The organism is Leptolyngbya sp. FACHB-8 (genome assembly GCF_014695575.1).
Classification (GTDB): Bacteria; Cyanobacteriota; Cyanobacteriia; order Elainellales; family Elainellaceae; genus Vacuolonema.
The window spans coordinates 86,620-103,084 of the sequence record NZ_JACJOO010000084.1 but is presented as its reverse complement, the minus strand read 5'-3'; the positions used below and the strand labels follow the sequence as shown (position 1 = coordinate 103,084).

Sequence of the window (16,465 nt, the reverse complement as noted above, 5' to 3'; positions counted from 1 at the left end):
TTAACCTGATAAGTAGCTCACCACCTTCCTGAACGCACTATGAGTTTAGATTTCGATGCTCTCTTCAATCGCATTACCGAATTAGTTCTGTGCCACTCACCCAGTGGTGTGGAGTCAGAGGTGGATGATTGGCTGCTTGCGAAACTTCAGGCATTGGGGGTGGAATGTTGGAAAGATGATGCCGAGAATGTTGTTGCCAAAATTCCTGGTCAGGACTCAGAGCGGGCGATCGCGATTACCGGCCATAAAGATGAAATCGGCGGCATCGTCAAAGCCATCGAACCCGATGGGCGTTTGCAGATACGGCGTCTGGGTGGAGCATTTCCCTGGGTGTATGGGGAAGGCGTCGTGGACCTGCTGGGCGATCGCCAAACCCTCAGCGGCATTCTCAGCTTTGGCTCCCGTCACGTCTCTCACGAATCGCCTCAAAAGGTGCAGCAGGAGAATGACCCGGTACGCTGGGAGGATGCCTGGGTCGAGACGAAACGGGATCTGGTGGAACTGGAGGAGGCCGGCATTCGCCCTGGCACCCGTATGGTCGTCGGCAAGCACCGCAAACATCCCTTTCGCCTGAAGGACTATATTGCCAGCTATACCCTCGATAACAAAGCCTCTGTCGCTATCCTGCTAGCCCTGGCCGAGCAACTTAAAGAACCGCCACTGACGGTCTATCTTGTCGCCTCTGCGAAAGAGGAGGTAGGCGCGATCGGTGCCCTCCACTTTACCCTCCGCAATCGCCTCGCCGCTCTGATTGCGCTAGAAATCTGTCCCCTTTCACCGGAATATCCGATCGAAGATGGACCCGTCCCCGTTCTCCTGGCCCAAGATAACTACGGCCTCTACGACGAATTTTTGAACCAGGCGATCGCCACCGCCGCCATGGAAGCCAACATCCCCATCCAATTCGCTACCATCAGCGGTTTTGGCAGCGATGCCTCCATCGCCATGAAAATGGGTCACGTTGGTCGTGCCGCCTGCCTCGGATTCCCAACCCAGAATACGCATGGGTATGAGATTGCGCATTTAGGGGCGATCGCCAATTGCATCCATATTCTGAAGGCTTTTTGTGAAATGGGATTTTGAAAGGCAGAGGGTAGGAGGGAAGAGAAAGAAAGTAATGGGTAGAAAAGAATTACGAAGGATTAATGGTCTTCTAACCTCCACCTCTAATCTTCTTTCCTTTGCCTTCTGCCTCCTGCCTTTCCCCTCCAACCGACTCATCCATGTAAAAACCTGTAAACCCCAACCGTCCCCTCTCCACAATTCCTTACAATGAGGCGTATACGGTTTAACACATTGAAATTTTTAGGATCTTTATGACAACAACGGTTGCCGCAGTCATGACCCGCGATCCGATCGTGGTGACTCCGGAAACGCCTCTGAAAGAAGCCATTCAGTTAATGGCGGAGAAACGCATTAGTGGCTTGCCTGTGCAGGATACAGCAGGGGGGCTGGTGGGTGTCATTTCAGAGGGGGATTTGATGTGGCAGGAGTCGGGGGTAACACCACCTGCTTACATCATGCTGCTGGATAGTGTGATTTATTTGGAAAACCCCAGCAGATATGATCGGGAATTGCACAAAGCCCTGGGGCAAACCGTGGGTGAAGTCATGACCCGTGCCCGTCGCAAAGGGGATTTGGTAACCGTAACGCCTGAAACTGAACTGCGAGATGCTGCCAACCTGATGCATGAGAGAGATGTACATCGGGTGCTGGTGGTAGAAGGCGAAAAGCTGGTGGGCATCCTGACCCGCGGCGACATCATTCGCCACATGGCCTCTACGATTTAGACCTGAGCTGTTATTTGAGCGGGTCTTATTGGCCTCTTCGGCTCACCCAGAGGGTGTGCCAATCGTCACGCTATTTCAACTGGTTATAAATTCACGCTTTAGGAGTGGGGAACGCATGAGTGTTACGCCAGAGTCAGTCAAAGCATTGCTAGAAGCTGAAGATTTTGGTCAGCGGTTACGAGGGGTAAATCAACTCCGGGAACTGGAACCAGCAACGGCTTTTGACCTGATCCAACCTGTCATCACCGATAGCAATGTGCGGGTGCGCTATGCAGCCGTGAGCCAGCTTTCCTCGCTGGGTGGACAGGATCGAGACGTATCGTTGCAGGTGTTGCGCGATCGCCTCAACAATGACCCTGAAACCGATGTCAAGGCCGCTGCCGCCGATTCCCTGGCCGCTCTAAAATTGACGGAAGCCTTTGACGATATGCAAACGGTGTTCAACAGCACCCAGGAATGGTTGCTTCAGTTCAGCATTGCCGCTGCCCTCGGTGAATTGGGCGATCCTCGGGGGTTTGAGCTGTTGCAGAACGCTATCCAATCAGAGAATGAGTTGGTTCGAACGGCAGCCATTGGAGCTCTAGGCGAACTGGGTGACCCTCGGGCAATTTCGCTGCTGGCCCCATTTGTAGAAGATTCTGACTGGCAGGTGCGCTATAGAGTTGTGCAGGCGCTGGGCCGCATGAAGCAAGACCCCGAAGCCCATCAATTAATTGAGGGAATGCTGGGCGACAAGGCGGAACCCGTGGCCCAAGAAGCGCGGAATGCGATCGCCTAATTCGGTCTTAAAACCCGGTCTTCGAAAAAGAGGGGGGCAGAAGCCCCCCTCTTTTTCTTATGAATTAGGACTGAATTACAACAAAGTCAGTTCGCCCACAACATCCAAGCGCTTGATGTCGCCCAGAGACATATATTTCTCGGATAGAGTTTCTGCGATGGAGGGGGTAATCCAACCCATCTGCCTGAGCAATTGAGTAGCAACAGCGTACTTGGCTCGCTTCGCCCCATCCATGACTTTAATGGCCAATCCCAACCCTTCGCCGACCCGAGCGACGCACTGCACGCCTTCCGCACCCGATTTGCTAACCACTTCCCCAGCGGTCAGACGAATCAGTTCAGTGTCAAATTCGCCATCCCCCGCGATCAGATTAGGGTGATGGGTCATAGCGCGGAGAATGCGCTCCATATCGAGGCTATTGCCAGAGGCTAGCTGGGCATAGAGGGTAGCAATCTGTCCCAATTGCATGAAATAAGTCGGAACTCCGCAATCATCCCGTGCCGAAATGAATTCCGCAGCCGGCATCTTGAGAAGTTCGGCAACTTTGCCCAGAATAAGTTCTTGTACCGGATGATTGCGTTGCATGTAGGAGCTGAGAGGGTAGCCGCCTTGCTTCGCTACAGCCAACATTCCGGCGTGTTTACCGGAGCAGTTATACTCCAATGGGCTGCGTTTGCCTTCAGGGATGGGACATTGTAGGGCAGAGGGGTCGATATCAGCGCGCCAGAGGATATTGAAGGCTTGCCGTACCTGTTCTGGTGTACCCCGGTGGGAGCTGCACATAATAGCCAGGTCGCGATCGCCTAACTTCAACCGCTCTAACGTACCTGTAGTTGTAACGGCCAGGGCTTGAAAGGGTTTTAACGCTGAGCGAATAAAGGTGGAAGTTTCGGGATCCCCGGCCACCGAGAGAATTCGTCCTTTTTCATCGGCCACAACCGCCTGAACGTGGTGCCTGGATTCGATAATTCCCTCACGCAAAAGGCGAACTTCGACTTCCGGTGCGGAGTGGCTGCGTTTTCCTCGGGTCATGGTAATACAAGCAATTCCTTAATTCGGCAGGAAAACCCTGCACAACCTCATCATCATAACGGTCAGCGGCAATCTCAGAGGAACAATTCAGACGCGAAATGAAACGCCAGACACCACCTTTTCTCAAGGTTTTTCTGCTGAGAGAGGGCTGTTTTTTTCAGGGTAGGGATACACGAAAAATTAACGTTTCAACGAGCGCTAAGGAAGAAGTAGCCAGGCGAATACACAAGCTAAGAATAATCCCACAAAGAATAAGAAAGTACGTCGCAGCCGCTGCATAATCGGGCTGATTTGGTAGCTGACAATCAGCCGATCGCGCTGCAACACTTCCTCAGGCTTCGTCCAGGTTTGCCCGTCGTACCAGCCTGATTCTTCGTAGAAAATGGTTTCTTTGCGCAGGCGATCGCGCACATACAACCATCCCAGCGCCAGGTTACTTAGGGCCAGGAGGGGCAGGGCACAAGCACCCACTACTCCGCAGACAAAGAAATGACCGGGATCTTTGACCGGTGGAAAACTAATAGCGGCCACAGGCCAAACGATGACCCAGCTAAGGCTCCACAACACGATGAGTGGTTTAACGTAAGGCCACCAATCGAGGGTGGCCCACCGGAAAAACCAGGATTCCGTCAGGTCACGGAATTCATTAATGGGCTGCTGCTCTGTGGGGACGGGACAAACAGGCGCAGAGGACTTCATGGAACCAGCGTATAACGTACCTCTAAATCTATCGGGCTACTGAATTTTTGGAAAGGGTTGATTTTTCGTGTGTAAAACACACGAAAAATCAACGTTTACGGCGTGAAAGAAACGTGCTCCGCGTGGCCCCAGAAGGCTTCTAAACCATAATACTCACGCTCTTTGGGCATAAAGATGTGCACAATTACATCGCCGTAATCCATCACAATCCAATTGCCCTCTGACTGCCCTTCCACACGCCGGGGAGCCCGCTGCCAGGTATCTCCCACCTCTTGTTCGATGCTGTTGGCGATCGCCCGTACCTGAGGCAATGACATCCCTGAGGTAATGACGAAGTAATCCGCCAGATAGGAAACGTCAGAGACTTTCAGTACAACGGTATCGACCGCTTTGCGGTCATCAGCAGCCCGGGCAATGGTCAACGCCAAATCTTCACCACTCACGTCCTTTCCCGTTCGCGATGGGGTCGATGCGGAATAGGGTGTAGTGGTGGGATTAAAGGAGGATTGATGGATCATTCAGTATTTAATACCTCAAATCGACTATGTCGTTGCAGTTGAGTTGTTTAGTGAAGCTGGATAATCGAGATCTCAGAGAGGGTTACGGATATGATAGACAATCTCGCAAAAGACAGTGCTCAGGACGTTAATTTTTGTATGCACCGAGCCCCAAAACGGCCTCTCTAAAGACTTTGCTTCGTCAATGTTCAAACTTGGGGAGATAGGTTCTTCGGGTTTTACCCGCATTAAGGCTTAGGAAGCCATGCTATAGGGTGGGGCCGCCTGGACATTGGGAAGCTCAGCGTGCCAGCGATCGCGATGCAAAAAACTATTGCGGGTTTCGATCGCCAGGGGGTGAATGAGACGGCTAGTGTTTAACAAATAACGCAGAGTGTAATCGCAGGTCATCCACACCGCTCGGGTGAGATTTTGTTGGCTTATTTGGCGCAAAGTTTGCAGTTCTTCACTATCGCCTCGTCCCGCTTCCAGAGTGTCAGCCAGAAATACGGCACAACTTAATGGTCCCATATTTGGCCGTCCCAGGGTATGGTCGGCGATCGCGGCTAAAACTTCGGGATCCCGAACTCCAAACTCATCACGGGCTACGAGGGCGCTGACATCTGCGTGAAGCAGATGTGGATTGGCATAAGCGACGGGGTCAATTAGCAACCCTTCAGCCGTTGCCATTGCTAACAGTTGGTTGGGTTTGAAGTACTTGGCCAGGTCATGCATCAGACCTGCCGTGGCTGCTTTTTCAATATCAAGTTGATGTTGCTGGGCCAGGGCGATCGCCATCTCCTCCACACGCAATACGTGAGCAATCCGCGATTCAGGCACCTGATTCGCCATCCAGTCCAATACCTGCGTGCGTAGCCCTGCATCCAAAAACGCCATCCGATTCTCTCCCAAATCTGTCTCCGGAAGCCCAGGTCAAACTCTCAACTGGGCTTGATCCAGGTTCCTACACAAAACTACTAACCCATCATTCGATTTACGCAAGATGAGTCAGTCGTCCTCTCCAGTTTATCTTTATATTGCTAGTGTCAGGTGGAGTGAGTGGGAGGACTGCTTCCGATTGCTGCAGATGGCTCAACTGACGGGACAAAGGCTAACTGTATAGGGTGTTAGATGTTAGAGCGATCGCTTACCCTGGCGGGTAGTCCACTGTATAGGTAAGGGTGTGATGAAAGGGGCACGAAGCACCCCTTCCATCGCACCCTTATCTACACATCTAGAACATGACCATCGACCCCAAGTGGCATGCAGGATTGCCAGGACGTAGGGGAAGGGTGAAGTAACCATAAATCCTAAAAGATACGTCGCCTGTAAAGTCAGTGACACAGCTTTCGGATTTATGGTTGATTGGATTGGTATTAGTGCCCTGTTGTCACTTCTTCCGGTCGCAGCGTAGGTGGCTCTACTGCTGGGGGTTTTCCAACAAGCTTGGTAAATAGGCTTTCATAGCTATCGAGTGCCTGTTCTAACGAGTAATGTTGAATGGCATAGTGACGACCCTGGACGCCCATTGCTTCGGCTTCAGCAGGGTTGTGGTACAGCCGCAGGATTGCGTCTGCTAGTAAATCGGGCTGTTCTGGAGGCAATACCATGCCGCCCTGGCTCTTAGAAACTGCCCTCGCAGCCATACCATTCAGGGGAACTGAGGCAATAATAGGGCGTCCACTGGCCAGGAGAAGCTGAACCTTAGACGGCATATTAAAAGCAATTACGTTTCGTTTCTGCACCACGAGACTGACATCTGCCGCTGCCAACATCTGTGGCAAATTTTCTCGGGGCTCAAAGGGTAGGAGCATGACGTTGTTTGTTTGACACTCCTCACAAATTGTTTGCAGGCGTTGACGTGCCTTCGCTTCGCCCGCAATGACAAACACAATGTTAGGGACGTCTTGGAGTAATTTTGCAGCTCTGATGACGGTTTCCATGCCCTGAGTCAGAGCAATATTACCCGAATAGAGCACAACAAATTTACCCGTTAACTGGTGCTTGATACGAAAAGGGTTGGGGTCTCGGACTTGGGGGCGAATGAAGTTGACATCTACCCAATTAGGGATGCAATGCATCTTGTCGCGGGGCACCCCTTTCCCCATGAGATTCTCGATAAAGCCATCTGAGATGACTCCAATAGCGCTGGCTGTTCGGTAAGCAAACCGCTCTAATAATTCAAACAAACGAATCGCCCATTTATTGCTCAGGATGCCGAGTTTAACCGCTGCTTCTGGCAGAATGTCTTGCAGGCTAATAACCACAGGACATTTGTAGATCAATCGTAAGAGCGCAGCCGGAACACAGGTTGGTAGAGGCGGTACCGTCAGCAAAATAACTTCGGGTCGCCAGCCCCGTAACGCTTGTATCAAACTCGTAACCGAAAAACTTCCATCCAGCAAAATACGAGTCATTAATCCGAGTTGAGGCCGGATCCACACATAGCTTCGCTGGATAGTGACACCATTTTGCTCTTCAGTGCAGTAAAACTTGCCTTGATATTTTTGATACACCTGGCGCTCAGGGTAGTTGGGCATACCCGTGACGACACGCACAGTGTGTCCTCGACTGGCTAGCCCTTCGGCCAGTTCGGTCATGAGTGGCGCGATACCGATGGGCTCTGGATGATAGTTATAGGAATAAATGAGGATTCGCATATAGCCCCGAACACAACGCAGGCTGAGGTTTGTTTTGAACAGAATGACCTGTGGTACTCAGTAACCTGCTCCAGGCTATTTCAACTGAGGCGCTATGGCATCCTACCGTTCAGAGAGAGACCTACTCCGCAAGGCAGAATCACATCTGGATGGTTACTTAAGCTCAGGAACAAGCATTTGCTTCAAAGAACTACTTCACAAGTTGCATATTGCTGAAAGTTGTTTCTAGCTATAGATGCAATTGGAAATAGCATGGGGGTCATACTGGAAGCTGGGGATGAGAATAACGTTTTGCTCTTGGGTGTTCCGTGGAATCCCGTAGCTCTTCAAGGAAGCTTCACTTTTCTGCGATGTTATATAAAGCTTCCGTGAAGTTTTAACAAAGTTTTTGTATTGTTTAAGCAAGGATTGCAAGTATTCTCCTTTCCCCTATATGGAGAGTAATGAGCGATAAGTAATCTGTTAATTTTTCCTTCATAGCTGTGGCTTATTGGGATGAGGATAGTTGCACCGGACAGATTCTTTAAAGTTCTTGCTTTGATGGACCTGAGCGCATGCAAAAGCAGGAACTTTAAAGAATCTGTCCGAAGGACCGTTACTGGGTAACCTGGAATGTTTTGAGGTGCTCTGGGGTTTCGTAAGTGACCTGGACGCTGGTTACTCGGGCAGTAGGCGGGCCTTGATGGCACCAGCGAATCATTTCCTCAATTTGTTCTGAGGTTCCTTCAAAGACGGCTTCGACACGACCATCTCGCAGGTTTCGTACCCACCCCTTGAGTTTCAGCAGAATCGCGGTATCCCATGTGGCGGCTCGATAGCCAACCCCCTGCACACGGCCTTGAACAAAAACATGGGCTCTGATGATTGCCTGGTGGGCATCTTGTAGTGCCATAGATTTAGGTTTACGCACAGAGTAATAGGTCCCTTTATTCATCAGTCTGCCGTAAAAGGGGACGTAGCTAAGAGGGATAGGTTCCGAAGTGCCTTAAGAAACGTCCTGTTGCTTTCACAACTTCATTGAGCCTATGCATAAAACGGTTGCTCAGTGAGGAGTTAGGAGATTTCCAGATAAGAACTTCCCCATTATTTGGAAAAAAGGCGCGGCGAAGCCGCGCCTTTTTTCCAAATAATGGGGATATTGTTTCTCAGAAATCTCCTTAATATCCTGCATCTACTCCAACCAAAACTCAGAACCCTGGTTTTGCCGTCGCTTCACGGTGACAAAACCAGGGTTCTGAGTTGTGCTGAAAAATGTAAGCCAAGAAAAAAGTTGGACTTTCCCTGCTGAAAGACCAGAACAACATTTCTACTTGAAGGAAAGGGCTGCGATCGCCAAGCACCCCCATCCCACCAGAAACGCCACTCCACCCAGAGGCGTGACGGCTCCCAACCCCTTAATGCCACTCAAGCTAAGGGCGTAGAGGCTTCCTGAGAACAGAAGAATCCCAATTAGATAAGCAACTCCGGCTGTGACAAGGAGCGATCGCCCCTCATCTACTCGGCTCAGCCAAAGGCCAACCGCTAGCAGTGCCAGAGCATGGTACATCTGATATCGAGCGGCCGTCTCAAAAATTTCTATAGCCCTCTCAGTCAGTTTTTCAGACAGGGCATGGGAAGCGAAAGCTCCGGAGGCTACGGCCAGGCCTCCTAAAATGGCTCCCATCATTAAGAATATTCGAGATTCAGTCATGGGTAGGCTCCGCACGGTTTGTTGATGCTGCCTCATAGAGGATGAGACGATTGCCATCCGGATCATAGGCATAAATCTCACGCCCATGGGAGGGGGTGAGAAGTTCCCCTAACGGGACGGTGTCGTGCCACAATCCTTGCTCTTGCAAAAGGATATAGGTGCTTGTGAGGTGGGCGATCGCCGTCTCTAACTGCTCAACCTCCAGGCAAATGCTAAGGGCGGCTCCGGCAGGGGCCACAAACTCAGTGCGATGTTCTGTTTTGGGGTTGAACAGTGCTAAACGCAATTGCAGGAGATGAAACTCGGCATATTGCTGGGGAATAAACGTGACGGGAGGTTGTCCTAGAAATGAGCGATAAAAGATGACTAACCGCTCCAATTCGGGCGTAGCCAGGGCTACAAAGGCGGCGTGGTAGCGGAATCCCATAAAAGGCGCTGCGTGTGTGGGACAGTGCTGACGTGTACACCGGAAAACAGAACTCCAATTTTGCCTTGCGTTGCGGTACAGAATAAGAGTTCTGCTTGCCTTTAAACAGGTGCAGGACGTGAATATAAAAACTATCTAAAGTAAGAGGTTTCGAATTTTTTGAGGCTTCATCCTAAATCACAGAATGATTCTCTTTTTTGAAATTCTGTTGAGTAGAAATTATTGATTTGTCAGAAGCACAGGTTTGTTAACTCAACCCTTGCATGAGTTTCGTAACATCCTTTAGTAAAAAATAGGGCTTTTGGGTAGTGAAGGTAACGATTTTCTGAGAAAAACAAGATTTTCTTATTCGTAAACTTAAGAACACCTTAAGAGGAACGAAAAACTAGAATAGTAGGCGTAGTCTTAAAAACAAGATACCTCCTAACTGCGTCTCCAGCCTCACCTGCCTTCCCTCTGGCATTATTGGGTGAGGCTGATCTCTTTTTAAAGGTGTTTTTAAGCACAATTAAGAGCTTTAGCCTGGCGATCGCAAAGCTTTCGATTGTTTATATGGTCACCATCAGCGTTTCTGGTGTTTTGAAGATGAGGATGCAAAATATACCTCTTCCTCAAACTTATAGGTAAACTCACGCGTATCCGTGACTTGAGCTGGCACGCGGAGTCTTTGTTCTGCTGCATAGAGCGATGACAGAACAAGGGCTCCGGCTCGATACACACTATCCATAGGGTTGAGCGACTAGAGCTTCCATGTAAGAGGGAAAGATGAATGAGAGGCTTACTACGAGGCATGTAGCTGTAATTTGTAAACCTGGCTACATCTCGTGGAAATTCCCAGCAAGTGTATTGGATTACAGGTTTACCAGCATCATTTGAGGTAAGTATAGATTCTCGATTAGAGATCCTCCTGGGCCCTATTTGAAAAGCTTATTTCATGTGCTCTTGAGGTGTTCTAAATTGGTCCTTATTTGTATGCAAAATACAGCCTAAACTAGCTATCCATTTTGTTACTATTCTTGACTTTCCTACGGAAAGAAAAGTCCCATTGACGATCTATGTTGCCGGTGTTAAGCTGAGTTTCGGCAATTGAAACTATGTATCTTTTCATCCATGTAACTGGATGGTGCGAAATGGTAAAAGTTTCACTGCATCTTGGTTCCGGCCTTGTACTTTTTGGGTTAAGTTTTATCCCTTCGTTTTTATCTTCCTGACACAGGAACGAGGAGTGTGGTCTGAACCTCTATCGGGATGGCTGACGTGTCTTAAGCTGAGCTATGGTTACTCCTTAGGGAGCTACCTTTGCCCGAAAAGGTTGCCTATAATCGTTTTTGTCTTCTTAGAAAACCCCTGTATAGACCTCAGAATTATCGGGTTTTGGATGGAGGTGGCCTTCCTCTCCTCAATATCGAGCAGTTCTGACTGGCTTTGGGTAGAGAATAGATGAGTGCAAGGCTCTATTCGGTGTGTTCCTAAAGTGGCCGATTGTCTATGCACGAATAAGTTGAAGCAGATCTTCTGTTGATTCAGCTTGTTCAGTTTTTGCAGGACTGAAAGGGTGTTTCCGGATTAATGGTTTGGGGTGCTGTTTTACAGGAAGGTTCTGGTTGTTAGAGGCGATCGCCAGAGCCCGGTTGATTCTCTAGAACTAGCTTCTCTATGGCTGTGATAGGGGCAACTGCTTTGTATCCCTATCTGGGCTTTCCATGACATCCTTCAAGTTGCAACTTTTGACTTTTGAACCTTCAAAGTTTGGCTCATCCATGTTGACGGAGGGAAACCACGGTGAAGATTAAATCCACACTGGTGCGCTTACAAAATGCCCTGGGATGGAAGGATCTGGCAAGCCAAATCGTTCTGTCTGAAGGCCTAACTCTGGGTGGGGGTGAGGATGAGCGTTCTTCCAAGGAAACCATGAATGTGCTAATTGGCTACAACGGCTCTGCCAATAGCCAAATTGCCCTGGATATGGCCCTGTGGATTGCCCATCAAACTCGCCTGGCATCGCAAACCCGAGTGCTGGTGCATGTGGTGTATATCGTCGATCGGCGCAAACAGCCACCTCGCGAAAATCCTGTTGATCTGGGAGGGCGATCGGCCTGGCCGTACCCACGGACCTCTACGCGCACCGATTTGGTCCACGCTTCGGGGCTACCCGTGTTTTCTTCGGGGCGTCGTAGTACGGACGTGCTAGCCAGCCAGGCAGCCCAAAGTTGTCTGACGGTCTGCCAGGTTGAGCCAATCCCTGCTCCTGAGAATCTCCTGGATCAGGCAGATTGCATTCTTTGGCAGGCTCGCTGCCTGGCGGAAGAATGGCGTGGCTCTCTAGAGGCTCACCTGCGCTTTGGTAGCTACCCTGACGAGTTGCTGAATGTGGCCCGAGAGATTGATGCTAACTTGATTGTGGTGGGCTGCAGCTCTCCAGAGCATGAACTGGTTCGTCAGTTGGCTCCCCTGTCTCCCTGTCCAATTTGGGGTATTCCTCATCAATTGGAAGAGTTTTAATTACTCCACACTTCGTGTCAAAACTTGGCCTCTTGTTTTTGCCCTTATTTAGTGAGGACAGAAACAGGAGGCTAAGTTTTGGCCTAAGAGGTTTATCAGAGCGCAAGCCCGTACTTCACCCGAACTCTGCTTCATATAGCATGTGCAAGTGCGTTAAATAGAGCAACGGTGGGTGGTGTGGGGCACAAAGTGCCTCATACCACTCGATATAGATAGATTTCTTGTACTAGTACGCTGAGGCGAAAATCCATCACCCATGTTTTTGTGTGGGGTGCGAAGCACCCCACACAAAAACATGGGTCGCGAACTTAGGCTGCAGCTTACTAGTCTCTCCCTTTGCCGCAACGATCGGTACAAAAGCTATAGTATTTCAGCAATTCTCATTTTGAAATCAGGCCCGAAAACCGCGCGCCTTTGGCACGCGGTTTTCGGGCATCAAAGCCAAGAGTTCACGCCCGTAGGGCGTGAACTCTTGGCTTTGATGCCCATACTAAGAATTGCTGATAGTATTTGCTGAGTAATCATGCAGGTGTCCATGAAACTGGTCTTTTTTGGAACGCCCCAATTTGCCGTGCCTAGCCTGGAGCGGTTGCTGGCAGAACCGGGGTTTGAGGTGCTGGCAGTGGTAACCCAACCCGATAAGCGGCGGGGGCGGGGGAAGGAGTTAAGCCCATCTCCAGTGAAGGCGATCGCCCAAACCCATAATCTTCCCGTCTGGCAACCCAGGAGAGTGAAACGTGATGCCGAAACCCTGGATGCATTGCGTTCCTATGAAGCCGATGCCTTCGTTGTCGTTGCCTATGGGCAAATCTTATCTCAAGAAATTTTAGACATGCCCCGCCTCGGTTGTATTAATGGTCACGGATCGTTACTCCCGGACTACCGAGGGGCTGCTCCCATTCAATGGAGCATTGTGCATGGCAAGACTGAGACAGGCATTACCACGATGCTGATGGATGCGGGGATGGATACCGGCCCCATGTTGATCAAAGGTCAGGTACCCATTGGTTTATTTGATACCTTTTTTGACGTAGCCGAAAAGCTTGCAGCGCAGTCAGGGGATTTGCTGGTGCAAACGCTGCATGGCCTGGAAGCAGGAACGCTGATTGCCGAGCCACAGGATGCTGAACAAGCCACCTATGCACCGCTCATTCAGAAAGCAGATTACTGGGTAGATTGGGGGAAAGGGGCGATCGCCCTCCACAACCAGATTCGTGGCTTTTTCCCAAACTGCGTGGCAACCTTTCGCGATAGCTCTATCAAACTGCTAAAAACCGCTCCCCTGGGTGTCGTGGATGACCAGTTACCGCCAGACCTGCAAGCTCTGGCTTCGGAGTGGCAGCCTTTCCTGCAAGCAGAGATCGAGGTTGGGGCGATCGCCACAATTCTCAAAGGCTGGGGGCCTGTCGTGAAGACAGGTGAGGGGCTGCTGCTGCTCCAGGAGATTCAGCTACCGGGGAAGAAAGCTCAGAGTGGCGCAGACTTTGTGAACGGTAGCCGTCTAGAGGTAGGTGAGCGGTTTGGAACGCCACAACTCAAACAGGCATAGCCTTCACGGAACTTATGTATGCTTATTGTGTGTGGTGTGCGAAACACCATACACAAAGCATTTTTATTGGACCCGTTGAAGCGGAACTAATTTGGGGTCGATGATCTTCTGACCCAAATCAGGGAACTTGACGGCAATGCACATCTTCTTGCCGGTACCAAAGATGTGGGTAACCTGGCCGGGGCCAAAGGAAGGATGCATCACTTTCTCGCCCACTTTCCAATCAGAGATGACGGCATTGGGATTGGGTGCCGCGATCGCCCGTGCCCGCATTTCTTTCATCGGGGTTGCCATCTTTTTGGGCTGAGCTGTTGCCACATTGCTGATTAGCCGTTCTGGTGGAATTTCTGCCAGGAAGAGCGAGGGGCTGGCCGGTTCGCGATTGCCGTAGAGGCGGCGTTCTCGGGCATAGGTGATGAAGAGCCGCTCCTGAGCACGGGTAATGCCCACGTAGCAGAGGCGGCGCTCCTCTTCCAGGGAAGCCGGATCCTCTAAGGAGCGATAGTTAGGGAAAAGCCCCTGCTCCAGACCCACTAAAAAGACAACGGGGAACTCCAGTCCCTTAGAGGAGTGGAGGGTCATGAGGGAGATGGAAGACTTCCCTTCGTCCAAGTTATCCAGATCTGAGGCGAGGGAAGCATTTGCCAAAAATCCCACTAAGGAGGCGTTGTCGTTTTCCTCCTGGAATTGCAGAGAGGCGTTGTAAAGCTCCTGCACGTTGCTGATGCGATCCTGGGCTTCGTCAGTATCCTGAGTTTGCAGATCGGCAATGTAGCCCGAGTCCTCCAGAATGCCCTGCATGATTTCAGAAGCCGAGGCCGTTTCTAGCTGCTCCTGATATTTCTGGATGATGTCGACAAAGCTAAACACCGCTTTGGCCGATCGCCCCGCCAGGGTCTGTACCGATGTCTCATCGCAAAGGATATTCCAGAGGGAGACATTGGTTTGCTGGGCCGCTTGCTTCAACCGATCCAGGGTGGTTTTGCCCACGCCGCGTCGGGGTACGTTGATGACCCGCTCAATGCTGACGCTGTCGTCAGGGTTGGCGATCGCCCGCAAATAGGACAGCACGTCTTTGACTTCACGGCGATCGTAGAATCGCAGCCCTCCCACAATGGTATAGGGCAACTGAAAGCGGGCCAGCACTTCCTCAAACGCACGCGATTGGGCGTTGGTCCGGTAGAGAATTGCAAAACTACCCCAATCCAACTCGGGGTTACTGTCCCGTAACTGGCGGATTTGACCGACAACAAACTGCGCTTCCTGTGTCTCGTCGTCTGCTCGGAACAGGTAAATGGGCTCCCCTTCACCCCGTGTTGCCCGTAACACCTTGTCGATGCGTTCCGTATTGTTGTCAATTACTTCATTCGCCACTTCGATGATGTTGGACGTGGAGCGGTAATTCTCCTCCAGCTTGACCATCGTGCGGGTGTCATCGTCCGGCAACCCATCGCCAAAATCCTCCTGGAACCCCAGCAGAATGCGGAAATCCGCAGCTCTGAAGGAATAGATGCTTTGATCGGCATCGCCCACAACGAAAACGGAGCGGTAATTCCAATCCCCGAAGTCGGCAGTGCTAGCTCCATTAGTGACGAGCATCCGGATCAAATCGTACTGGGTACGGTTGGTATCCTGATACTCGTCCACGAGGATATGGCGAAAGCGTTTGTGCCAGTAAGCCAACACCTGCTCATTCTGGCGGAAGAGTTGCACGGGAACCAGAATCAGGTCGTCGAAATCCATGGCATTGTTAGCTGCCAGGGCCCTCTGGTACTCGGCATAGACGTCAGCAATTACCCGACCCCGGTAGTTCGGCTGCTCGCGCTCTACATCCATCGGCGAGAAGCCCTGGTTTTTAGCGTTGCTGATGGCGTATCGGATTGATCGCGGGTCAAACTTCTTATCGTCCAGATTTTTGGAAGCGACAATACCTTTTACAAGGTTTTGCACATCAGATTCATCAAAGATGGAGAAGTTCCGGGTACGTTGCCCGGCAGGGTCCTGGTACTTTTCGATGTCAAACCGTAAGATGCGGGCGCAGAGGGCATGAAACGTACCGATCCACAAATCCTTGGTGATGTTCTTGTAGACATAGGAGCGGAGCCGCATCTGCTCCCGTTCGTGCAAAGCTTCCAGGGGCTTGCCCTTCTGTGCAAGAGCTTCCTGCTCAGCGAAAAGCTTCTCGATCCGCTCCTTCATCTCCCGGGCAGCTTTGTTTGTGAAGGTAACTGCGAGGATGTTCTCCGGATCGACCCGATGGTTCAGGATCAGGTTGGCAATACGAAAGGTGAGGGCACGCGTTTTGCCAGAACCGGCCCCAGCAACCACTAGCAGTGGGCCACAGTGGTGCTCAACGGCGCGACGCTGAGAGGTATTGAGTTGGGCTAGAAAGTCTAAGGTTTGCGGCATTGGAACGGGGGAGGGAGGAGGAGAGCGGATGGATCACCCCCAAGGCTTGGAGCTATATCCAGTGGGTGCTCAGAGTTTACAGTCTAAGGGTTGAGAAGGGTACTTGGCAAAGGGCGATTTTCGCCATTTCGGGTGATAAAACCCTCTGTAATTCTGGAGAACTCGCACAAAGTATATAGCAACGTGCGAGTGCGTTAAGTACAGCAACGGTGGTGTGGGGCACGAAGTGCCCCACACCACCGTACTTAATCAACCCGCACATTGCTGTAGGTTCTCAAGAATACATTTGTTTGGGTCGGCCGTTCACATGCCTGAGCGTTTTCATAGAGGTCCGTCAAAAAGGGCTGATGTAGCGACTACATCAGCCCTTGCTTAGGTATTCAGGCCAGGGTTCAAAACCCATGTGTTAGGGCGAAATCCTCAGAAAGACTG

Annotated in this window: 14 protein-coding genes; 5 read left to right on the top strand and 9 right to left on the bottom strand. The window is 50.9% G+C overall.

What is annotated here, in order from left to right:
* Positions 1-39: 39 nt before the first annotated feature.
* The 3 genes from H6F91_RS23855 to nblB all read left to right on the top strand — a co-directional run bounded on the left by H6F91_RS23855 (position 40) and on the right by nblB (position 2,568).
* Entirely contained in the window at positions 40-1,083 is a 1,044-nt protein-coding gene (locus tag H6F91_RS23855) for a M42 family peptidase (protein WP_190772711.1), read from the top strand.
* Between the two features lie 233 nt (positions 1,084-1,316).
* Positions 1,317-1,790 carry a CBS domain-containing protein gene (locus H6F91_RS23850; RefSeq protein ID WP_190772712.1) on the top strand — a complete coding sequence of 158 codons (474 nt, stop codon included), beginning with the start codon at positions 1,317-1,319 and terminating at the stop codon, positions 1,788-1,790.
* A 115-nt stretch (positions 1,791-1,905) separates the two neighbouring features.
* The gene (gene nblB / locus H6F91_RS23845; protein WP_190772713.1) at positions 1,906-2,568 is read left to right on the top strand and encodes a phycobilisome degradation protein NblB; all 663 of its coding nucleotides are present in this window, start codon (positions 1,906-1,908) and stop codon (positions 2,566-2,568) included.
* A gap of 75 nt (positions 2,569-2,643) precedes the next feature.
* On the opposite strand, the gene H6F91_RS23840 is transcribed toward nblB, so the two are convergent.
* From H6F91_RS23840 to H6F91_RS23805, 8 genes are all read right to left on the bottom strand, one after another.
* A complete protein-coding gene (locus tag H6F91_RS23840) occupies positions 2,644-3,600 on the bottom strand; it encodes an asparaginase (protein WP_190772714.1) in 957 nt (318 codons plus the stop codon).
* Positions 3,601-3,798: 198 nt separating this feature from the next.
* On the bottom strand, positions 3,799-4,299 hold the full coding sequence (locus tag H6F91_RS23835; protein ID WP_190772715.1) for a CGLD27 family protein: 501 nt from the start codon (positions 4,297-4,299) through the stop codon (positions 3,799-3,801).
* A gap of 95 nt (positions 4,300-4,394) precedes the next feature.
* Complete coding sequence (gene rsfS / locus H6F91_RS23830) at positions 4,395-4,817, bottom strand: ribosome silencing factor (RefSeq protein ID WP_190772716.1); 423 nt, start codon at positions 4,815-4,817, stop codon at positions 4,395-4,397.
* 234 nt (positions 4,818-5,051) lie between these two features.
* Positions 5,052-5,693, bottom strand: coding sequence for a bis(5'-nucleosyl)-tetraphosphatase (symmetrical) YqeK (yqeK, locus tag H6F91_RS23825; RefSeq protein WP_190772717.1), 642 nt, complete (start codon positions 5,691-5,693; stop codon positions 5,052-5,054).
* Between the two features lie 479 nt (positions 5,694-6,172).
* Positions 6,173-7,456 (bottom strand): glycosyltransferase family 4 protein, encoded by a 1,284-nt coding sequence (locus tag H6F91_RS23820; RefSeq protein ID WP_190772718.1) that lies wholly within the window; start codon positions 7,454-7,456, stop codon positions 6,173-6,175.
* Positions 7,457-8,051: 595 nt separating this feature from the next.
* Positions 8,052-8,348 (bottom strand): acylphosphatase, encoded by a 297-nt coding sequence (locus H6F91_RS23815; protein ID WP_190772757.1) that lies wholly within the window; start codon positions 8,346-8,348, stop codon positions 8,052-8,054.
* 414 nt (positions 8,349-8,762) lie between these two features.
* Complete coding sequence (locus tag H6F91_RS23810) at positions 8,763-9,146, bottom strand: DUF423 domain-containing protein (protein ID WP_190772719.1); 384 nt, start codon at positions 9,144-9,146, stop codon at positions 8,763-8,765.
* Positions 9,139-9,573 carry a hypothetical protein gene (locus tag H6F91_RS23805; protein ID WP_190772720.1) on the bottom strand — a complete coding sequence of 145 codons (435 nt, stop codon included), beginning with the start codon at positions 9,571-9,573 and terminating at the stop codon, positions 9,139-9,141. The genes H6F91_RS23810 and H6F91_RS23805 overlap by 8 nt, the downstream gene beginning before the upstream one ends.
* A 1,782-nt stretch (positions 9,574-11,355) precedes the next feature.
* On the opposite strand from H6F91_RS23805, the gene H6F91_RS23800 reads away from it, so the two are divergent.
* Positions 11,356-12,075 carry a universal stress protein gene (locus tag H6F91_RS23800; RefSeq protein ID WP_190772721.1) on the top strand — a complete coding sequence of 240 codons (720 nt, stop codon included), beginning with the start codon at positions 11,356-11,358 and terminating at the stop codon, positions 12,073-12,075.
* Between the two features lie 535 nt (positions 12,076-12,610).
* Positions 12,611-13,624, top strand: a complete 1,014-nt coding sequence (fmt, locus tag H6F91_RS23795) for a methionyl-tRNA formyltransferase (RefSeq protein ID WP_190772722.1) — start codon at positions 12,611-12,613, stop codon at positions 13,622-13,624.
* Positions 13,625-13,687: 63 nt separating this feature from the next.
* Here fmt and pcrA read toward each other — a convergent pair whose 3' ends face one another.
* On the bottom strand, positions 13,688-16,033 hold the full coding sequence (pcrA, locus tag H6F91_RS23790; protein WP_190772723.1) for a DNA helicase PcrA: 2,346 nt from the start codon (positions 16,031-16,033) through the stop codon (positions 13,688-13,690).
* Positions 16,034-16,465: the final 432 nt, after the last annotated feature.